Raw genomic sequence first — 18,026 nt, 5'->3', positions numbered from 1 at the left:
TCGTCAGTCTTACGAATAAATAGGCAGAAAATAAGTAGTGTGCTAATTATAAGGCTTGATGACATGTCCCGCGAGACCGACAAGGAACAGCTTCTGGATGAAGTCTCCGCTTTTACCCGCAAACTGCGCGCGTTTTTCGATGCGCGGGTGGGGGAGAGCGGGCTGACGCTTGCACGGGCGCGAGCGCTTTTTGCACTCTCGCGTCGTGGACCGCTGACGCAGACGGAGCTTGCCGAGGAAATGGAAATCGAAACGCCGACGCTGGTGCGGGTGCTCGATGGCATGGAGAAACAGAACCTCATCGAACGCCGTTCCGATGAGAACGACCGCCGCGCTAAACGCATCCACATGACGGCGGAAGGGGAGAAAACCTCCGAGACGGTGCAGGCGATGGCGAAGTCGCTGCGCTCCGAGATTGCCGCCGATATTTCTTCGCAGGAACTGGCCATGGCGCTCGATGTCATGCGCCGGCTTTCGGCCAATCTGCAACATCTGGCGGCGGGGAGGGCGCAGTCGTGAGTACCCCGGTGCCACAAACCGCAGATGAGGCCGCTGCCCGAAATGCTGAGGCGGTCTCCAAACCCGCCGACCTTCCGGAAGAGGCTGTGACGCCGATGAGTGCTTCGGGCGCGGCTGAAACAGTGACAGAGCCTGCCGCCGCCGCACCTCAGCCGGCCGAGCGGCCGCTATGGCTGCGGCTGTGTTTCATCTTCGCGGGCCTGTCGTTCTTCATTACCCAGGGTCTGGGCATGAACCTCGTCATGGCCAATATCTACCAGTTGCAGGGCGAGTTTTCCGCCACCGTGGCCGAGGTCGCCTGGCTCTCCGCCGCCTATATGGCGCCCTATGCCACCTTTTCCATCGCGCTGTTTAAGGTCCGGGCGCAATATGGCCTGCGGCCTTTCGCCGAAGTTTCGATTATCGTGTTTGTCGTCGCTTCCTGTCTCAACCTGTTCGTGACAGACCTGCATTCGGCAATCGTTATCCGTTTTGTCAGTGGCATGGCCGCCGCACCGATCTCGTCGCTCGGCTTTCTCTATATTCTGGAGGCCTTTCCGCCTGCGCGGAAATTCTCGCTCGGTTTCAGCATAGCGCTGACCGGCACGTTGCTGTCGGCGCCGCTCGCGCGCATCGTCTCGCCATCCCTCTTGGAAATCGACGGCTGGAATGCGCTCTATTCCATGGAAGTGGGATTCGCGCTGATCGCTTTCGCCATGATCTATGTGCTGAAAGTCACGCCGTCGCCGCGCGCGAAAGTTATCGAGCGCATGGATATTCTGAGCTATCTTCTGTTTGCAGGTGGTCTCGGCTGTCTGGCGGTCATGCTCACGCTCGGCCGGTTCTACTGGTGGTTCGAAACCTGGTGGCTGGGCGTCCTTCTGGCAACGTCGATCACACTTCTGACCCTCATGGCTTTCATCGAATTGCCGCGCAAGAACCCGCTGCTCGACCTGCGCTGGATTTTCTCGAAAACCAACCTGCACATTATTGCGGTCCTGCTCGTCTACCGCGCGGTTTCCTCCGAGCAATCCTCAACGGCGGTCAGCTTTTACCAGCAGCTCGGCCTGTTGAACGAACAGACGACGACACTTTATGCGCTTGTGCTTTTGGCGACCGTTCTCGGCGGTGCGGCCTGTGCGTGGCTGATGCTCACGAAATACGTCGATACCGCCCACGTGATTGCGCTGGCGCTGATCGCTGCCGGTTCGTTCATGGATAGCCAGTCCAACAATCTGACGAGGCCGGGTGAGATGTATCTCAGCCAGATGATGATTGCCTTTGGCGCGGCCATGTTCCTGCCGCCCGTCATGGCAAAGGGTTTTGCCGCCGCACTGGCCCGGGGTGCGCCCTATCTGGTGAATTTCATCACCATCTTCCTGTTTACCCAGATCACCGGATCGATGCTGATGACCGGCCTGCTCGGCAGTTTCGTGACGCTGCGGGAGAAATTCCACTCCAATATTCTGGTGGAAAATATCCTGCTCACCAATCCGATGGTCGCCCAGCGCGTCTCGCAGCTTTCCGGCGCTTACAGCCATGTCATCACCGATCCGGCATTGCTGAAGGCCGAAGGACTGTCGCTGCTTGGCCAGCAGGTCAGCAAGGAGGCCTATGTGCTTGCCTATAATGATACGTTCCTGCTGATCTCCGTCGTCTCTGCGCTGGCGCTGGCCGCGCTTTTGATCCACCTTGCATGGCTGCGCATCCGTCCTTTCCTTTTCCGGGAAGAAATCGATGCCGCACCGGCACCACAGTCTTGAACATTCCAAGAGTGACAAAATGCTGAAGAAGTTTTTTACCCCCGTTTCCATTCTCGTGCTGCTCGGCGGTCTCGCCGGCGTGGCGCTGGTGCTTTACGCCTGGCGGCTGCCGCCGTTCCTTTCCACCGTCGAAATGACCGACAACGCCTTCGTGCGCGGTTATGTCACGACGATGAGCCCGCAGGTGAGCGGCTATGTGGTGGACGTGCCGGTGAAGGATTATCAGGAGGTCAGCCAAGGCGCGCTGCTGGCGAAGATCGACGACCGCATCTACCGCCAGAAGCAGGCGCAGGCGGAAGCAACGCTCGATACGCAGAAAGCGGCGCTCGATAATTCCCGCCAGCAGGAAAATGCGGCCAATGCCAATATTCTTTCCAGCCAGGCGGCCGTCGACAGCGCGCAGGCCTCGCTGAAACAGGCGCAGCTCGCATCCGACCGTCAGGATAACCTGATCAAGAGCGGTGCGGGAACCTCCAGCCTTCAGGAAGAGGCCCATGCCGCCCTCGAAAAGGCGCGGGCGTCGCTTTCGCAGGCCAAGGCGGCGCTTGAGGTTTCGCGGCAGGATCTGCAAACCATCATCGTCAACCGCAGCTCGCTGCAGGCGGCCGTCGCCAATGCTGAAGCGGCCGTCGAGCTTGCCCGGATCGACCTTGCCAATACCGAAATCCACGCGCCCGTGGATGGCAGGCTCGGCGAAGTCGGCGTCCGCACCGGACAATATGTCACCGCCGGAACGCAACTGATGGCCGTCGTGCCGCATGATGTCTGGGTCATCGCCAATTTCAAGGAAACCCAGCTTGCGGGCATGCAGGTCGGCCAGCCGGTGACGATCGCCGTGGATGCGCTGCATCGCCGCAAGCTTACCGGCCATGTGGAACGGTTCTCGCCCGCCACCGGCTCAGAATTCGCCGTCATCAAGCCGGATAACGCGACGGGCAATTTCGTAAAGATCGCCCAGCGCCTCGGCGTGCGCATCGTGATCGATGCGGATCAGCCGCTGGCGGCGGAGCTTTCGCCGGGCATGTCGGTGGTGGTGCATGTGGATAAGAGCAAGGCGCCTGAGGGAGCGGAGACGGCGGAGAAGTAGTCGGGCGTGGAGTTTTCCGAGAGGCACCCCCCTCTGTCCTGCCGGACATCTCACCCTCAAGGGGGGAGATCGACTCGCGGTTAGGTCTCGCCCATCTCAACGTTTGCAAATGAAGTGGTGGTAGCGCTTCCTGCCGATCTCCCCCCTTGAGGGGGAGATGCCCGGCAGGGCAGAGGGGGGTATTCTTCCGCGTATTCAACCCAACAAAAAACCCCGGATGTTTCCATCCGGGGTTTTCCTTTGACCGTTAAGCCAAATCTTACTCGTCGTCGCCGTCGCGATCGGCTTCCGGATCGAAGAAGTCTTCCGGACGCAGCGCGTCTTCGTCAACGCCGTAGATGGCGTCAGCGGAGGTGAGGCTTTCGCCCTTGGCCTGACGCTCAGCTTCTTCAGCCGAACGGGCAACGTTCAGCTCAACCTGCAGCTCGACTTCGGCATGCAGGTGAAGGGTAACGTTGTGCAGGCCGATGGTCTTGATCGGCGTGTTCAGTTCAACCTGGTTACGGCCGATGTTGAAGCCTTCTGCGCCGAGGATTTCAACGACGTCGCGAGCGGCGACAGAGCCGTAGAGCTGGCCGGTTTCGCCAGCCGAACGGACGACGATGAAGGATTTGCCTTCCAGAGCCTCGGCAACCTTCTGGGCTTCCGACTTGCGCTCGAGGTTACGGGCTTCGAGCGTTGCGCGCTCGGTTTCGAAACGTGCCTTGTTGGCAGCGTTGGCGCGCAGCGCCTTGCCCTGCGGCAGCAGGAAGTTACGGGCGTAGCCGTCGCGAACCTTTACGGTTTCGCCCATCTGGCCGAGCTTGTTGATGCGTTCGAGAAGAATGACGTCCATCTTCTTGATCCTTTCTATGGTTTGGTTTCGTTCGTATTGTCGGTTTTCCGCGTCGGAGTAAGAGAGATCGTGCTGCGCACGTCGCTCAGGCCGAACACGAGAATGATGAACAGCGGAAAGACAAAGACCGCCGAGAGATATGCGAGAATGAGAACCGGCAGCCGCCAGTCCTTGCCGCGGGCGCGCTTGTGCAGCGAGGCGTAACCCGCCATCAGAAAGCCCGCGCCGAAGGTGCCGCAGATGACCGCGCCGACCATGGCCGCGACGCCGCCGAGGAACATGGCGACAATGCCGGCCAGAAAAATGAAGATGGCGTTGCGGTGCATGCGCAGCGCGGAAGCGATATCCTCACGCGGGCGAAGGCCCTTGCCGAAGGAGCCGACCACCCGGGTCGCGAAATAATAGGCCGCAAACAGAAGGATGACCCACAGGCCGCCCTGCACGATCGGCAGCATCAGCACCAGCAGCGATTTCGTCTGGGCGAGCGCCTCGGCATTGGGTTCGAACAGCGGTTCGCGGTTCTGCACCGAGGTCATCATGATATCGACCATGCGGGCGACCAGATCGGGGCCGTAACCGATCATCCAGCCGAGAATGACGACAGCGATGGAGACCAGAATGCACAGGTGCAGGACGATGCCGGAGAGCGGATACCAGGCGAGAAGATCGTCCGGGCCGCCGAGTTCGGAGGCCGGGCGTGCCAGATTGGCGAGATGCGAAAGCCAGCCCGCCGGGATCAGCGTGAAGATCGCGATGGTCAGCGCAAACAGCGGCGACATGACGAGAGCGCCGATGATGGCCGTGGTGATGATAGCGACGATGGCGGCGCGATTGCCCCAGCCCATGCCTGCGATCAGGATCGGCATGGCGGAACCGGCATAGAGCAGGAAGGAAAAGGACGACTGTGCCGTTGCGCCAAGCGTCAAAAACGCGGCGCATATGCCGGCGAGAACGCCGGTGATCAGCACTGTCTGGTTCAACTTTTGCACTTCGCTGTCCTGCTGAAACGAAAGCAGTTAGAGGATCGCTCCCTGGAGCCTCATCCCCAACATGGGTTTTATGGTATCGATCCGCGCCCAACGCGGAAGGATTTGGAAACCTTCAACCTACTGCTTAGAAGGCAGTAGCTTCGGGAGGAAAAAGCGAGGCCGCGCCAAGACGCAGCCTCGCTTCAATTCATTACGCTACGACGTAGGGCAGCAGGCCGAGGAAACGGGCGCGCTTGATCGCCTGGGCGAGTTCGCGCTGCTTCTTCTGGGAAACGGCCGTGATGCGGGACGGAACGATCTTGCCGCGCTCGGAAATGTAGCGCTGCAGCAGACGTACGTCCTTGTAGTCGATCTTCGGAGCGTTTGCGCCGGAGAAGGGGCACGTCTTGCGACGGCGGTGGAACGGGCGGCGTGCCTGGGAAGAGGATGCGTCAGCCATTGGTCAAAACTCCTTCTTATGCACGGTCTTCGCGCGGACGGCGCGGACGGTCTTCGCGGTCGCCGAAGCCACCTTCGCGCGGTGCGCGCGGGCCACGATCTTCACGCGGGCCACGGTCCGGACGGTCGCCATCGCGGCGCGGACGGTCATCACGGTCGCGCTTCTGCATCATTGCGGACGGGCCTTCTTCGTGGGCTTCGACGGCGATGGTCATGTAGCGAAGAACGTCTTCGTTGATGCGCATCTGGCGCTCGACTTCATGGATGGCGGCCGCCGGAGCGTCGATGTCCATGAGAGCGTAGTGAGCCTTGCGGTTCTTCTTGATGCGGTAGGTGAGGGACTTCAGACCCCAGTTCTCGATGCGTCCGACTTTGCCGCCGAACGATTCGATAACGCCCTTGTACTGCTCGACAAGTGCGTCGACCTGCTGGGCAGAAATATCCTGCCGGGCAAGGAAGATGTGTTCGTAAAGAGCCATTTAAGCTTTGCCTTTCTTGCGTTTCGTCCTTCACCCGGCAACGGCGCTAAGCCTCAACGACTGCTCTTGGGTAAGGCGGTAAGGCCTTAAAGCAAGAAAAGCGTTGTTCGAGACGGTCGAGAGCGGAGACACGGGAGGCCGGAAAAACCTTATGGTTCCTGCTGTTCCGTTACCGGAACCAGCCCTCCGTTCAGCCACCAGCCAATTGGACCGGATGTTGTGAACAGCGCGCTTATACGCAATTTTGCCCGGAATGCAAGGGCAAGCGGTGAAAAAGCGCGCTGTAAAGCCGTCAGATCGCCATCGGATATTGGCGATGGATCGCCGCAATCCCTTTTAGTACCTCTTCCGACAGCGTCACATCCGCAGCCGCAATATCCACCTTCAACTGTTCCATCGTCGTCGCGCCGATGATGGCCGAGGCCATGAACGGACGTGTCAGGCAGAAGGCTATGGCGAGCTTTGCCGGATCGATTCCATGCTGCGCGGCAAGCTCCAGATAGGCCTTGACTGGCGCTTCCTGGAGCGGCTGCAGGCGGCCACCTAGATCCTTGTTGATGGTTCCGCGCGATCCCGCCGGGCGCGCGCCGTTCTGGTATTTGCCGGTCAGAAGACCGGCCGCCAGCGGCGAATAGGCGAGCAGGCCGACATCCTCGTGATGGGCGACTTCCGCCATGTCGAGATCGAAACTGCGGTAGAGCAGGTTATATTCGTTCTGGATCGTGGCGACGCGCGGCAGGCCGTTGGCCTCGGCGATGTCGATATATTTCTGCGTGCCCCAGGCGCTCTCGTTGGAAAGGCCGATGGCGCGGATCTTGCCGGCCTTCACCAGTTCGCCGAGCGTTTCGAGCTTTTCGGTGATTTCGGCGAGCGTGCGCTGCTTTTCCTGGCCGGAGGCGTCGAAGCTCCAGACGCCGCGGAAATGATAGGTGCCGCGATTTGGCCAGTGAATCTGGTAGAGGTCGATATAGTCCGTCTTCAGGCGCTTGAGGCTGGTATCCACCGCCTCGCGGATGGCGGCGGCGTCGATATCGCGGCCGCCGCGAATATAATCGCGTCCTGAGCCAGCGACCTTGGTGGCGAGCACGACCTGATCTCGCTTGCCGGTCTTTTCGAACCATGTGCCGATATAGTCTTCCGTTCGGCCCTGGGTCTCGGCGGAAACGGGGGTGGTGGGGTAAAGTTCTGCCGTATCGAAGAAATTGACGCCGTTTTCGACGGCGTAATCCATCTGCGCATGCGCGTCGGCTTCGGTGTTCTGCGTGCCCCACGTCATCGTGCCGAGGCAGATTTCAGACACGGAAATATCCGTGCGGCCCAATAGTCTCTGTTTCATGGAAATGTCCCGGTGCTTGGCCAGATAGTTTGGAAGGTGGTGTGAAAGTAATGGGGAATTGCCGCAGTGCAAGAAAAAATATGATGAAAGATAAGGGGAAAACAGGACGGCAAAACCCCTGACATGGGCCTGCCATGGGGCTTCAAGCCTTGACTTCGCTGGCGGGAATGTGAATGGAAGTCCGAAAGAATAAAGGCAAGGCCAGACAAGAAGGACGACATCCCATGGGTATTGCATTCACATTTCCCGGACAGGGAAGCCAGGCCGTCGGCATGGGCAAGGAGCTGGCGGATACCTATCCGGAAGCGCGCGCCGTGTTTCAGGAAGTCGACGAGGCGCTCGACCAGAAGCTTTCCGATATCATGTGGAACGGCCCGGAAGAGACGCTGACGCTGACCGCCAACGCCCAGCCGGCGCTTATGGCGGTGTCTATGGCGGTCATGCGGGTTCTCGAAGCGCGCGGCTTCAAACTGTCCGATACGGTTTCTTATGTCGCCGGCCACTCGCTCGGCGAATATTCAGCGCTCTGTGCCGCCGGCACCTTTTCGGTTGCCGATACCGCCCGTCTTCTGCGCATCCGCGGCAACGCCATGCAGGCCGCCGTGCCGGTGGGCGAGGGCGCCATGGCGGCGATCATCGGGCTTGAGCATGACGCTGTTTCGGCAATTTGCGAAGAGGCGGCCATTCTCGGCATCTGCCAGATCGCCAACGACAATGGCGGCGGTCAGCTCGTCATCTCCGGCGGCAAGGTCGCCGTCGAGAAGGCTGCGGCGATCGCTTCCGAAAAGGGCGCCAAGCGCGCCATCATGCTGCCGGTTTCCGCACCCTTCCACTCTGCGCTGATGGCGCCGGCGGCGGAAGCCATGCGCGAGGCGCTGGCGGCCGTCGAAAAGCACAACCCGGTCGTGCCGGTCATCGCCAATGTGCGCGCCGCCCCCGTTTCCGATGCCAATGAGATCGCCGCGCTGCTGGTCGAGCAGGTGACGGGTCAGGTGCGCTGGCGCGAGACGGTGGAATGGTTTGCCGCCAACAATGTCACGCAGCTTTACGAGATCGGCTCCGGCAAGGTGCTGACGGGCCTTGCCCGCCGCATCGACAAGACGGTGAACGGCATTGCCGTCAACGGCGCTGCCGATATCGACCAGCTTCTTGCCACCCTCATCGGCTGAGACGGGATACTCCGGCTGCCGCATTCATCGGGCGCAACTGCGCTGAACATTTTCAGTCCGAAGCTCTAAAGAAGGAATAGGACATGTTTGATCTGACAGGCCGCAAGGCTCTCGTAACCGGCGCGACCGGCGGCATCGGCGAAGAAATCGCCCGTCTTCTGCACAGCCAGGGCGCAACCGTGGGCCTGCACGGCACCCGCGTTGAAAAGCTCGAAGCGCTGGCGGCGGAACTTGGCGAACGCGTCAAGATTTTCCCGGCCAACCTTGCCGACCGCGCCGAAGTAAAGGCGCTCGGCGAAAAGGCCGAAGCCGAGCTGGAAGGCGTCGATATCCTCGTCAACAATGCCGGTATCACCAAGGACGGCCTCTTCGTGCGCATGAGCGACGAGGACTGGGACAACGTCATCGAAGTGAACCTGACGGCGATGTTCCGCCTGACGCGCGAGCTGACGCATCCGATGATGCGCCGCCGTTTCGGCCGCATCATCAACATCACCTCCATCGTCGGCGTCACCGGTAACCCCGGCCAGGCCAACTACTGCGCCTCCAAGGCCGGCATGATCGGTTTTTCGAAGTCGCTGGCCCAGGAAATCGCCACCCGCAACGTCACCGTCAACTGCGTGGCTCCGGGCTTCATCGAAAGCGCGATGACCGGCAAGCTGAACGACAAGCAGAAAGACGCCATTATGGGCGCCATTCCCATGAAGCGCATGGGAACCGGTGCTGAGGTCGCCTCGGCCGTTCTTTACCTCGCCTCCAACGAGGCGGGCTACATGACCGGCCAGACCCTGCACGTCAACGGCGGCATGGCGATGATCTGACGGCACTTGTGACCGTCATAAAAGGATTGCGGCGCTGTTTAAGCACCCTCTTGGGTAGCTGGCGCCGCAAGGCCCCGCCGGCTGGTTTTCGGCGAAATTGCCTGTCATACGCTGTGCTTAGCGCGTTTTCAGGCTTTTCGACCGATTGAAACCATGTTAAGCGGGCCAAGACTGTGAACAGTCGTCCCGGAGAGACAGGAAGCCGTTGCGATTTTGCGTGACGATGTCTAGCTTGGACCGGGTTGAACGGGTTTGCCAGCAGTGCCGGATTTGAACGGCGCATGAGGGCTTCTAACAGGGCAGGGTGCCGCAAGGCATTCCCTTCAAAATAAAGGTCGAGGAAACCGACATGAGCGATATCGCAGAACGCGTAAAGAAAATTGTAATTGATCATCTTGGCGTTGACGCCGACAAGGTTGTCGAAGGCGCCAGCTTCATTGACGATCTGGGCGCTGATTCGCTCGACACCGTTGAACTGGTCATGGCTTTCGAAGAAGAATTCGGCGTTGAAATCCCCGACGACGCAGCTGACTCGATCCTGACCGTCGGCGACGCCGTAAAGTTCATCGAGAAGGCCCAGGCCTGATCGACCTTGATGGGGGAGGTGCAATATCCTCCCGTCCTTGGCCCGGCTCGTCCGGGCCAATGTTTTATAGGCAGACGGCAACATGCCCCTGACGGTGCGTGTTCCGGGCAATGCATGGGGTCAAGGGCCGGAAACGGCGCCCACAACCTTCGTGCCGAGATTTGAATACTGCAACATCCGATGAACATCTCCTGATGTCCGGCGTTGCATGAAGACCGATGATTTGGATAAGGGCGGAGCATTGGCGATGAGGCGTGTCGTTATCACCGGTACCGGCATGGTATCTCCTCTTGGATGTGGGACGGAAGTGACCTGGGAGCGGCTGCTGGCCGGCCAGAACGGCGCCCGTCTCGTGACTGAATTCGAAGTCGAAGACCTTCCGGCAAAGATCGCCTGCCGTATTCCCGTGGGCGATGGTTCCAACGGCACCTTCAATGCCGACGACTGGATGGAACCCAAGGAACAGCGCAAGATCGATCCTTTCATCCTGTACGGCATGGCTGCCGCCGACATGGCGCTTGCCGACGCGGACTGGCATCCGGAAACGGACGAGGACCAGATCGCCACCGGCGTTCTGATCGGCTCCGGCATCGGTGGCCTTGAGGGCATTGTCGAGGCGGGCTATACGCTGCGCGACAAGGGCCCGCGGCGCATTTCGCCATTCTTCATTCCCGGCCGCCTGATCAACCTCGTATCCGGCCAGGTTTCCATCCGCCACAAGCTGCGCGGACCGAACCATGCCGTGGTGACGGCCTGCTCGACCGGCGCGCACGCCATTGGCGACGCCGCCCGTCTGATCGCGCTCGGCGATGCCGACGTCATGGTCGCCGGTGGCGCCGAATCGCCGGTCTGCCGCATCGCGCTTGCCGGCTTCGCCGCCTGCAAGGCGCTCTCCACCCAGCACAATGACAATCCGGAAAAGGCCTCGCGCCCCTATGATCGCGACCGCGACGGTTTCGTTATGGGTGAAGGTGCGGGCATCGTCGTTCTGGAAGAGCTGGAACATGCCAAGGCGCGCGGTGCGAAGATTTATGCGGAAGTCGTCGGTTACGGCCTTTCGGGCGATGCCTATCACATCACCGCACCGTCCGAGGACGGTGAAGGCGCCTATCGCTGCATGTCGATGGCGCTGAAGCGTGCAGGTCTCACGCCTGACGATATCGACTACATCAACGCCCACGGCACCTCGACCATGGCCGATACGATCGAGCTTGGCGCGGTCGAGCGGCTTGTCGGCGAATCGGCCTCGAAGATTTCCATGTCTTCCACCAAGTCGGCCACCGGCCATCTTCTCGGTGCGGCAGGCGCTATCGAGGCAATCTTCGCGACGCTTGCGATCCGCGACAACATCGTTCCGCCGACGCTGAACCTCGACAATCCCGATGTGGAGACGAAGATCGATCTCGTGCCGCACAAGGCGCGCAAGCGGCAGGTCGATGTGGCGCTCTCGAACTCCTTCGGCTTCGGCGGCACCAACGCCTCCCTCGTGCTGCGTCGTTACGAAGCATAATTGCGGCGGCGGCTCTGCCGCCGCTGGCGCCCTCCCACCGGGTGCTGACAAAGGACGTTCTTTCCTTTGAAGAACGCATTGCGGCTTGCGAAAGCCATTCCGGTTTTCGCGCCGATATTGTAGTCGTTTATGGGAAGCGTTTGCCGGTTCGGGGTAATTTCCGGCCGCAGGCTGCTTCCTCCATCGGCTTTGTCCGAAACGATGTTCGTGAAGTGGAATAGCAAGGCTTCACGATATCTCTATGTGGTGCAGGAAGACATTCCGAACCTGTTTTTGCCGCATTACCTGCGCAAAAAGCGCTGACAACGCCGAACTGAAAAGGACCGACGGTGAGCGACACGAACCAGAACAGCCAGGGACAATACGGACAGAACGGCGCGGGCGAAGGCAATCGTGGCCCGATCATTCCGAAATCCCCGACGGAAGCCCTGCGGCCGGAAAAAGTGCCGGCTCCGCCCAAGCGCTCCCGCAAGGCCCATGGCCAGCTTGTGATCTTTCTGAATTTTCTGATGACGCTCGCGGTTGCCGTCTGTGTGCTGGCCATTGCCGCTTTCTATTACATGATCGATGCGTTTCAGGAGCCCGGTCCGCTTCAGACGAACACGCATTTCACGGTGCGCAACGGCGCCGGTATTATCGAGATCGCCAATAATCTCGAGCGTAACGAGGTCATCTCCAACGCCCGTGTCTTCCGCCTGATGACCGGCAGCTACCTGCAAAAGGACCAGACGCTGAAGGCCGGCGAATATGAGATCAAGGCCGGCGCATCGATGAAGGACATCATGATGCTGCTGGAGTCCGGCAAGTCGATCCTTTATTCTGTGTCGCTGCCGGAAGGCCTGACCGTGAAGCAGATGTTCGCGCGCCTTGGAGCGGACGAAGTGCTGGATGGCGAATTGCCCTCGGCCCTGCCGCCGGAAGGAAGCCTGCGCCCCGATACCTACCGTTTCACCCGCGGCACCAAGCGCGAAGAAATCATCAACCAGATGAGCGCGGCGCAGGACAAGCTGATCAATATGATCTGGGAACGGCGCGATCCGGACCTTCCGATCAAGACCATCGAGGAATTCGTGACGCTCGCCTCGATTGTCGAGAAGGAAACCGGCAAGGATGATGAGCGCGCCCATGTCGCTTCGGTGTTCTACAACCGTCTGAAGAAGGGCATGCGCCTGCAATCTGACCCGACGATCATCTATGGCCTGTTCGGTGGCGACGGCAAACCGTCGGACCGCCCGATCTATCAATCGGACCTGCAGAAGCAGACGCCGTTCAACACCTATGTCATCAAGGGCCTGCCGCCGTCGCCCATCGCCAATCCGGGCCGGGCGGCGCTTGAGGCCGTGGCCAATCCATGGCGCACGGATGACCTTTATTTCGTTGCCGATGGCACCGGCGGCCATGTGTTTGCAAAGACGCTTGAAGAACATAACGCCAATGTGCGCCGCTGGCGCAAGATAGAGGCCGAAAAGGCGGCCTCCGGCGCCAATCCCGAGGTTGTCGTGGATGGCCAGCCGGGCGGGGCCGAGGCGGAAAAGCCGGCCAACAATTGAAAATCCTGACCGGGCCCTGCGATCCGCACGGGCCCGGTTTTGCACAGCATGACGGGGGGCTTCCAGATATGACATTGCAATCGATGACCGGCTTCGCACGCAGCGAAGGAACCTCCGGCCGTTACCGCTGGGCGTGGGAATTGCGCTCGGTGAACGGCAAGGGGCTCGATGTGCGCCTGCGTCTGCCGACCGGTCTTGAAGCGCTGGAAACAGCCCTGCGCGAAATCGCGGGTGAGCATCTTTCCCGCGGCAATATCCAGGCGGGCCTGACGCTGGCGATTGCGGAAAACCGGCTGGAGGCGGTGATCAACCGCGATGCTCTGGCGGCGGTTCTGGCGCTGAAGAAGGAGCTTGGCGATGTCGTGGAAGACAAGCCGCTGAGCTTCGACACGCTGCTTACGCTGCGCGGGCTCGTCGATTTTCGCGAGGCGGAAGATGACGCGGAGGCGCAGGCCGCACGCAACGGCGATGTGCTTGCCGGCTTCGCCGCCGCCGTTGAGAAGCTGAAGGATATGCGCGAGCGGGAAGGGGCGTCGCTGTTTTCCATCCTGTCCGGTCATATCAACCGGATCGAGCAGCTCGCGGACATCATTGAAAACGATCCTTCCCGCCAGCCGGAACAGATCGCGGCACGGCTCGCCCAGCAGATCGGCCTCATCGGCGACGGCTTGCATGGTCTCGACCGTGACCGGCTGCATGCCGAGGCGGCGCTGCTCGCCACCAAGGCGGATCTGCGCGAAGAGATCGACCGGCTGCACGCCCATGTTCAGGCGTCGCGGGAGCTTTTGGCCAATGGCGGACCGGTAGGACGCAAGCTCGATTTTCTTGCACAGGAATTTAACCGCGAGTCGAATACAATCTGTTCCAAATCGAACGCCAGTGCGGTAACCGCAGCAGGCATAGAGCTGAAAGTGGTGATCGACCAGTTCCGCGAGCAGGTCCAAAATCTGGAGTAGACCCCATGGTCCCGGTGAATAATTCTCCCGTCACGATTGCCCGCAGAGGGTTGATGCTGGTGATTTCTTCGCCATCGGGCGCGGGCAAATCGACGATTGCGCGCAACCTGCTCGACAAGGACAAGAATATCGGCCTGTCCGTCAGCGTCACGACGCGCCCGCGCCGCCAGAGCGAGATTGACGGCATTCACTACCATTTCATTTCCACGCGTGAATTCGAGCGCCTGCGGGATAGCGATGCGCTGCTGGAATGGGCGGAGGTTCACGGCAATTTTTACGGCACCCCGCGTGGGCCGGTGGAAGATGCCATGGCTGCCGGCCGCGACATGCTGTTCGATATCGACTGGCAGGGCGCCGAGCAGCTTCAGGACAAGATGAAGGCGGACGTCGTTTCGATCTTCATCCTGCCGCCGACCATGACCGAACTTCAATCGCGCCTGCATCGCCGCGCCGAAGACACCGAAGAGGTCATCAAGACCCGGCTCCTCAATTCCCGTGCCGAGATCGAACACTGGCGCGACTACGACTATGTCATCCTCAATGACGACCTGCAGGCCGCCTTCGAGGCCGTCGAAGCCATCGTGAAGGCCGAACGCGTCCGCCGCGACCGCCGCCACGGCATGTTCGATTTCGTGCGGGGGTTGCTCGAGGAAGAGCCGAAGCTCTGATGGAAGGCAGCGTCTGGCTACCGGCCCCAAAATCTTGAAATCGAAGCGGTTAGGCGCTATGTATATCCCAATAGGATATACGAGGCTCTGACAATGGCTACGTCAACGGTTTTTATAAGCAATCGCAGTCAAGCTGTAAGGCTACCGAAGGCCGTGGCTTTTCCTGATGACGTGCATAAGGTCGATGTTCTGAAGATCGGTCTTGCGCGTGTTATAGTGCCGCAGGGAAAGCGCTGGGACGACCTTTTTCTGACCGGCCCTCGTGCAACGGATGATTTTCTTTCCGTTCGCGAAGAGCCTGCATTGGATGAGCGCGAGCCCTTCTGATGCTCACATATATGCTCGATACCAATATATGTATCTATGTGATGAAGACTTATCCTCCGGAGCTACGGGAGAAATTCAACGCCCTGGCAGATCAACTGTGTATTTCGAGCATCACACTTGGCGAGCTTTATTATGGTGCTGAAAAATCCGTCCGGCGTCAGGAAAACATCAACGCCATTGAAAATTTTACCGCGCGTTTGGACGTTCTGCCTTTCGCCGACAAAGGCGCCGCACATTACGGCCAGATCAGGGCCGAACTTGCCAAGGCTGGAGCCCCGTGCGGCGTTCATGATATGCAGATTGGTGGTCATGCCCGTAGCGAGGGGCTAATCGTCGTAACCAATAATATGCGCGAGTTTGTCCGGATGCCCGGTTTGCGAGTTGAAAACTGGGTTTAGTCCTCGGCCTCGCCCTGCTCCAAAACGTTCGGCTAACCGATGGAAGAGGCTGCTGTTCTCTGGGCGATAGGTTCACTTGCCGCCCATTGGCGAGATAGCCGCTCGTCTGCGGCGTCTTCAGCCCAGCAGTGGCCCGTCTCAACTGTCTGCAGAACAACATCCGCACCGGCCGATGCCAGTTGGTTGGCCAAATGCGGCGCATCGGTGGAGTGACGCCTTTCGTCGTAGACGCCGGCGAGCAGGAGTATGGGGTATCCTGAGAGGTTTGGGAGGGCCTGATCCGGTCTTGGAGAAAGCGGGCGAAGCAGAATGGCTCCCCTCGACAAATTCCGATTCAGACATATGGTTTCAGCCGCTATGATCGCGCCGTTCGAATATCCAACGAGGAGGGGTCTCTGCCCGGTCTCATGAAATACAAAGTCTATGAACTGGCAGAGGCTGGTCGCTCGATGTTTGAGGTCGTCAATATCGAGCTGTCTGTCTGGTTTTCTGCGAAAAAATGCGAAGCCATTTTCCCAGGGAACGGCGCCTCTCGGCGCGTATAAGACACCGTTAGGAAAGACGGCACGTCCAAAAGAAATGAGGTCGTCTTCCGTTCGTCCCGATCCATGCAGCAAGACAACCGCGCAGTCGGGCGTTTTAGCGGGAATGTCGAGCTTGTAATGAAAACCGGCACTCTCCACGCACTTCTTCCTTTATTCGCAGCCTCCACGAACGCGTGTCCCGCTACTCGGAATGGCACATTCCACGACGGATTTACAGGCAGTTCGCCAAAGTGACGAATTCCTCCACCGACAGCGTTTCCGCTCGCCGCGTGGGATCGATCCCCGCTTTTTCCAGAAGCGTTTCGCCGCCAAGGCTTTTCACGCTCTGGCGCAGCATCTTGCGACGCTGGCCGAAGGCGGCTTCCGTCACCTTTTCAAGCTTGGCGACATCGCAGGGCAGCGGCTTGTCCTTCGGCAGCAGGTGCACGACCGTGGAGGTCACTTTTGGCGGCGGGCTGAAGGCCTGTGGCGGAACGTCGAAGGCCATTTCGGAAACCGTTCGCCAGCCGGCGAGAACCCCCAGACGGCCATAATGGTTGTCGCCTTCTTCGGCCACGATGCGCTGGCCGACTTCCTTCTGGAACATCAGCGTCATGGAGAGCCAGAAGGGCGGCCATTGTTTCGGCAGCAGCCAGTTGACCAGCAATTGCGTGCCGACATTGTAGGGCAGGTTGGCGATGATGCGCACCGGTTCGCCGGCGGGAACCAGAGCCTCGAAATCGGTCTTGAGGGCGTCGCCCTCGATGACTTCGAGCCGTCCGGGATAATGCGCTTCGATTTCCGCCAGCGCCGGCAGGCAGCGGCTGTCGCGTTCGACGGCGATGACCTTTTTTGCCCCGAGCGACAGAATGGCGCGGGTGAGGCCCCCGGGACCGGGGCCGACCTCTATCACCGTCACGCCGTCTAGCGGCCCTGCCGCCCTTGCGATCTTCTGGGTGAGGTTGAGGTCGAACAGGAAGTTCTGGCCGAGCGACTTCTTCGCGTCGAGCCCGTGGCGCTGGATGACATCGCGCAGCGGCGGCAGTCCGTCGATGGCCGCCATTATGCGTTGGCCCGGCTGCGGAGGGAAATCTCCGCCGCCATCTTCAGCGCCGCCACGAGGCTCGCCTCATTGGCTATGCCCTGGCCGGCAATGCCGAAGGCGGTGCCATGGTCGGGCGAGGTGCGGATGAAGGGCAGGCCGAGCGTGACATTGACGGAATCGTCGAAGCCGAGCGCCTTGGCCGGAATGAGCGCCTGATCGTGATACATGCACACCGCCACGTCATATCGCTTGCGGGCGGCATCGTGGAACATGGTGTCGGCGGGCAGGGGGCCGAAGGCATCGATCCCGTCCTTCCGCAACCGCATGGTCGCCGGGTGAACGATATCACGATCCTCAGTGCCGAGTGCGCCATCTTCACCCGCATGCGGGTTGAGGCCGGCAACCGCCAGACGCGGCGCCTCAATGCCGAATTTCTGTCGGAGATCGGCATCAATGGTCCGGCAGGTCGTGACGATCAACTCTTCGGTGAGAGCGGCCGGCACGTCTTTCACGGGGATATGGATCGTCACCGGGACGACACGGACCTTGGGGCCGGCAATCATCATCACCGGGATGACGTGCTCGCCGGTCTGGCGCAGGGCGAGATCGGCCAGAAATTCCGTATGGCCGGGGAAGCCGAAACCCGCCTCGTATAGCACCGATTTCGCGATCGGATTGGTGACGACGGCCGCAGCCTTGCCCTCGACCGTGAGGGAAACGGCGGTCTCGATGGCCTTGATCGTCGCGTGCGCCGCGCCGACATGCGGCTGACCCGCCTGCACTTCGAAGCCGACAGGAAGGGGGAGGATGGGGAAAGCCTGTTCGAACAGGGCGACGGCGCTTTCCGCATCGCAGGTCTCGATATTGACCGGTACGCCGATCAGCGCCGCACGGCTCGCCACCACATCGGGATCGCCGATGAAGATGAAGGGCGGCACGCCGTTCTCCCGGCGCTTAGCCCAGGCGGTGATGGCGATGTCGGGGCCGATACCGGCTGGATCTCCCTGTGTCAGGGCAAGCGGCAGGGATGCATATGTCACGGAAAGA

General features: G+C 60.4%; 20 protein-coding genes and 1 tRNA gene. 12 read left to right on the top strand and 9 right to left on the bottom strand.

Features of this window, described 5'->3' with window-relative positions; translation table 11 throughout:
- Positions 1 to 63: 63 nt before the first annotated feature.
- Genes ACQZ40_RS06330 through ACQZ40_RS06320 form a run of 3 tightly spaced genes read left to right on the top strand, consistent with a single transcriptional unit; the run spans position 64 to position 3,348 of the window.
- Positions 64 to 519, top strand: coding sequence for a MarR family winged helix-turn-helix transcriptional regulator (locus ACQZ40_RS06330; protein WP_065654093.1), 456 nt, complete (start codon positions 64 to 66; stop codon positions 517 to 519).
- Positions 516 to 2,261: an MFS transporter gene (locus tag ACQZ40_RS06325; RefSeq protein ID WP_448747592.1), complete on the top strand. Its 1,746-nt coding sequence runs from the start codon at positions 516 to 518 to the stop codon at positions 2,259 to 2,261. The genes ACQZ40_RS06330 and ACQZ40_RS06325 overlap by 4 nt, the downstream gene beginning before the upstream one ends.
- Before the next feature lie 19 nt (positions 2,262 to 2,280).
- Positions 2,281 to 3,348, top strand: a complete 1,068-nt coding sequence (locus ACQZ40_RS06320; RefSeq protein WP_174035856.1) for an HlyD family secretion protein — start codon at positions 2,281 to 2,283, stop codon at positions 3,346 to 3,348.
- Positions 3,349 to 3,607: 259 nt separating this feature from the next.
- Here ACQZ40_RS06320 and rplI read toward each other — a convergent pair whose 3' ends face one another.
- The 6 genes from rplI to ACQZ40_RS06290 form a co-directional block, all read right to left on the bottom strand.
- Positions 3,608 to 4,183, bottom strand: coding sequence for a 50S ribosomal protein L9 (gene rplI, locus ACQZ40_RS06315; protein ID WP_003520720.1), 576 nt, complete (start codon positions 4,181 to 4,183; stop codon positions 3,608 to 3,610).
- A 14-nt stretch (positions 4,184 to 4,197) separates the two neighbouring features.
- Positions 4,198 to 5,172 carry a DUF2232 domain-containing protein gene (locus ACQZ40_RS06310; RefSeq protein WP_065654091.1) on the bottom strand — a complete coding sequence of 325 codons (975 nt, stop codon included), beginning with the start codon at positions 5,170 to 5,172 and terminating at the stop codon, positions 4,198 to 4,200.
- Positions 5,173 to 5,259: 87 nt separating this feature from the next.
- Positions 5,260 to 5,352: transfer RNA gene (locus ACQZ40_RS06305), tRNA-Arg, on the bottom strand.
- A 10-nt stretch (positions 5,353 to 5,362) separates the two neighbouring features.
- Positions 5,363 to 5,611 carry a 30S ribosomal protein S18 gene (rpsR, locus tag ACQZ40_RS06300; RefSeq protein ID WP_003502063.1) on the bottom strand — a complete coding sequence of 83 codons (249 nt, stop codon included), beginning with the start codon at positions 5,609 to 5,611 and terminating at the stop codon, positions 5,363 to 5,365.
- Positions 5,612 to 5,627: 16 nt separating this feature from the next.
- Complete coding sequence (rpsF, locus tag ACQZ40_RS06295) at positions 5,628 to 6,089, bottom strand: 30S ribosomal protein S6 (RefSeq protein WP_003520723.1); 462 nt, start codon at positions 6,087 to 6,089, stop codon at positions 5,628 to 5,630.
- 292 nt (positions 6,090 to 6,381) lie between these two features.
- The gene (locus ACQZ40_RS06290) at positions 6,382 to 7,425 is read right to left on the bottom strand and encodes an aldo/keto reductase (RefSeq protein ID WP_448747591.1); all 1,044 of its coding nucleotides are present in this window, start codon (positions 7,423 to 7,425) and stop codon (positions 6,382 to 6,384) included.
- A gap of 224 nt (positions 7,426 to 7,649) precedes the next feature.
- Here ACQZ40_RS06290 and fabD point away from each other — a divergent pair, with 224 nt between their 5' ends.
- The 9 genes from fabD to vapC all read left to right on the top strand — a co-directional run bounded on the left by fabD (position 7,650) and on the right by vapC (position 15,410).
- Positions 7,650 to 8,594, top strand: coding sequence for an ACP S-malonyltransferase (gene fabD, locus ACQZ40_RS06285; protein WP_448747590.1), 945 nt, complete (start codon positions 7,650 to 7,652; stop codon positions 8,592 to 8,594).
- An 83-nt stretch (positions 8,595 to 8,677) separates the two neighbouring features.
- Positions 8,678 to 9,415 (top strand): 3-oxoacyl-[acyl-carrier-protein] reductase, encoded by a 738-nt coding sequence (gene fabG, locus ACQZ40_RS06280; RefSeq protein WP_003520726.1) that lies wholly within the window; start codon positions 8,678 to 8,680, stop codon positions 9,413 to 9,415.
- 349 nt (positions 9,416 to 9,764) lie between these two features.
- A complete protein-coding gene (locus ACQZ40_RS06275) occupies positions 9,765 to 10,001 on the top strand; it encodes an acyl carrier protein (protein ID WP_003502080.1) in 237 nt (78 codons plus the stop codon).
- 247 nt (positions 10,002 to 10,248) lie between these two features.
- Entirely contained in the window at positions 10,249 to 11,511 is a 1,263-nt protein-coding gene (fabF, locus tag ACQZ40_RS06270; protein ID WP_003520727.1) for a beta-ketoacyl-ACP synthase II, read from the top strand.
- A gap of 329 nt (positions 11,512 to 11,840) precedes the next feature.
- Positions 11,841 to 13,061, top strand: a complete 1,221-nt coding sequence (gene mltG, locus ACQZ40_RS06265) for an endolytic transglycosylase MltG (protein WP_065654086.1) — start codon at positions 11,841 to 11,843, stop codon at positions 13,059 to 13,061.
- A gap of 68 nt (positions 13,062 to 13,129) precedes the next feature.
- Entirely contained in the window at positions 13,130 to 14,017 is an 888-nt protein-coding gene (locus tag ACQZ40_RS06260; protein WP_174039026.1) for a YicC/YloC family endoribonuclease, read from the top strand.
- A gap of 5 nt (positions 14,018 to 14,022) precedes the next feature.
- A complete protein-coding gene (gmk, locus tag ACQZ40_RS06255; protein WP_065654085.1) occupies positions 14,023 to 14,685 on the top strand; it encodes a guanylate kinase in 663 nt (220 codons plus the stop codon).
- A 93-nt stretch (positions 14,686 to 14,778) separates the two neighbouring features.
- A complete protein-coding gene (gene vapB / locus ACQZ40_RS06250) occupies positions 14,779 to 15,012 on the top strand; it encodes a type II toxin-antitoxin system VapB family antitoxin (RefSeq protein ID WP_031233980.1) in 234 nt (77 codons plus the stop codon).
- A complete protein-coding gene (gene vapC / locus ACQZ40_RS06245; protein WP_448747589.1) occupies positions 15,012 to 15,410 on the top strand; it encodes a type II toxin-antitoxin system tRNA(fMet)-specific endonuclease VapC in 399 nt (132 codons plus the stop codon). Before vapB ends, vapC begins: the two co-directional genes overlap by 1 nt.
- 32 nt (positions 15,411 to 15,442) lie before the next feature.
- Here vapC and ACQZ40_RS06240 read toward each other — a convergent pair whose 3' ends face one another.
- From ACQZ40_RS06240 to pdxA, 3 genes are all read right to left on the bottom strand, one after another.
- The gene (locus ACQZ40_RS06240; RefSeq protein WP_448747588.1) at positions 15,443 to 16,093 is read right to left on the bottom strand and encodes an alpha/beta hydrolase; all 651 of its coding nucleotides are present in this window, start codon (positions 16,091 to 16,093) and stop codon (positions 15,443 to 15,445) included.
- A gap of 73 nt (positions 16,094 to 16,166) precedes the next feature.
- Positions 16,167 to 16,997 (bottom strand): 16S rRNA (adenine(1518)-N(6)/adenine(1519)-N(6))-dimethyltransferase RsmA, encoded by an 831-nt coding sequence (gene rsmA / locus ACQZ40_RS06235; protein WP_448747587.1) that lies wholly within the window; start codon positions 16,995 to 16,997, stop codon positions 16,167 to 16,169.
- Positions 16,997 to 18,019: a 4-hydroxythreonine-4-phosphate dehydrogenase PdxA gene (pdxA, locus tag ACQZ40_RS06230; RefSeq protein WP_448747586.1), complete on the bottom strand. Its 1,023-nt coding sequence runs from the start codon at positions 18,017 to 18,019 to the stop codon at positions 16,997 to 16,999. Before pdxA ends, rsmA begins: the two co-directional genes overlap by 1 nt.
- Positions 18,020 to 18,026: the final 7 nt, after the last annotated feature.

Source organism: Agrobacterium sp. 16-172Ci, from assembly GCF_053522725.1.
Note: the sequence above shows the minus strand (reverse complement) of the source record. Positions and strands in the feature narration are given on the sequence as shown.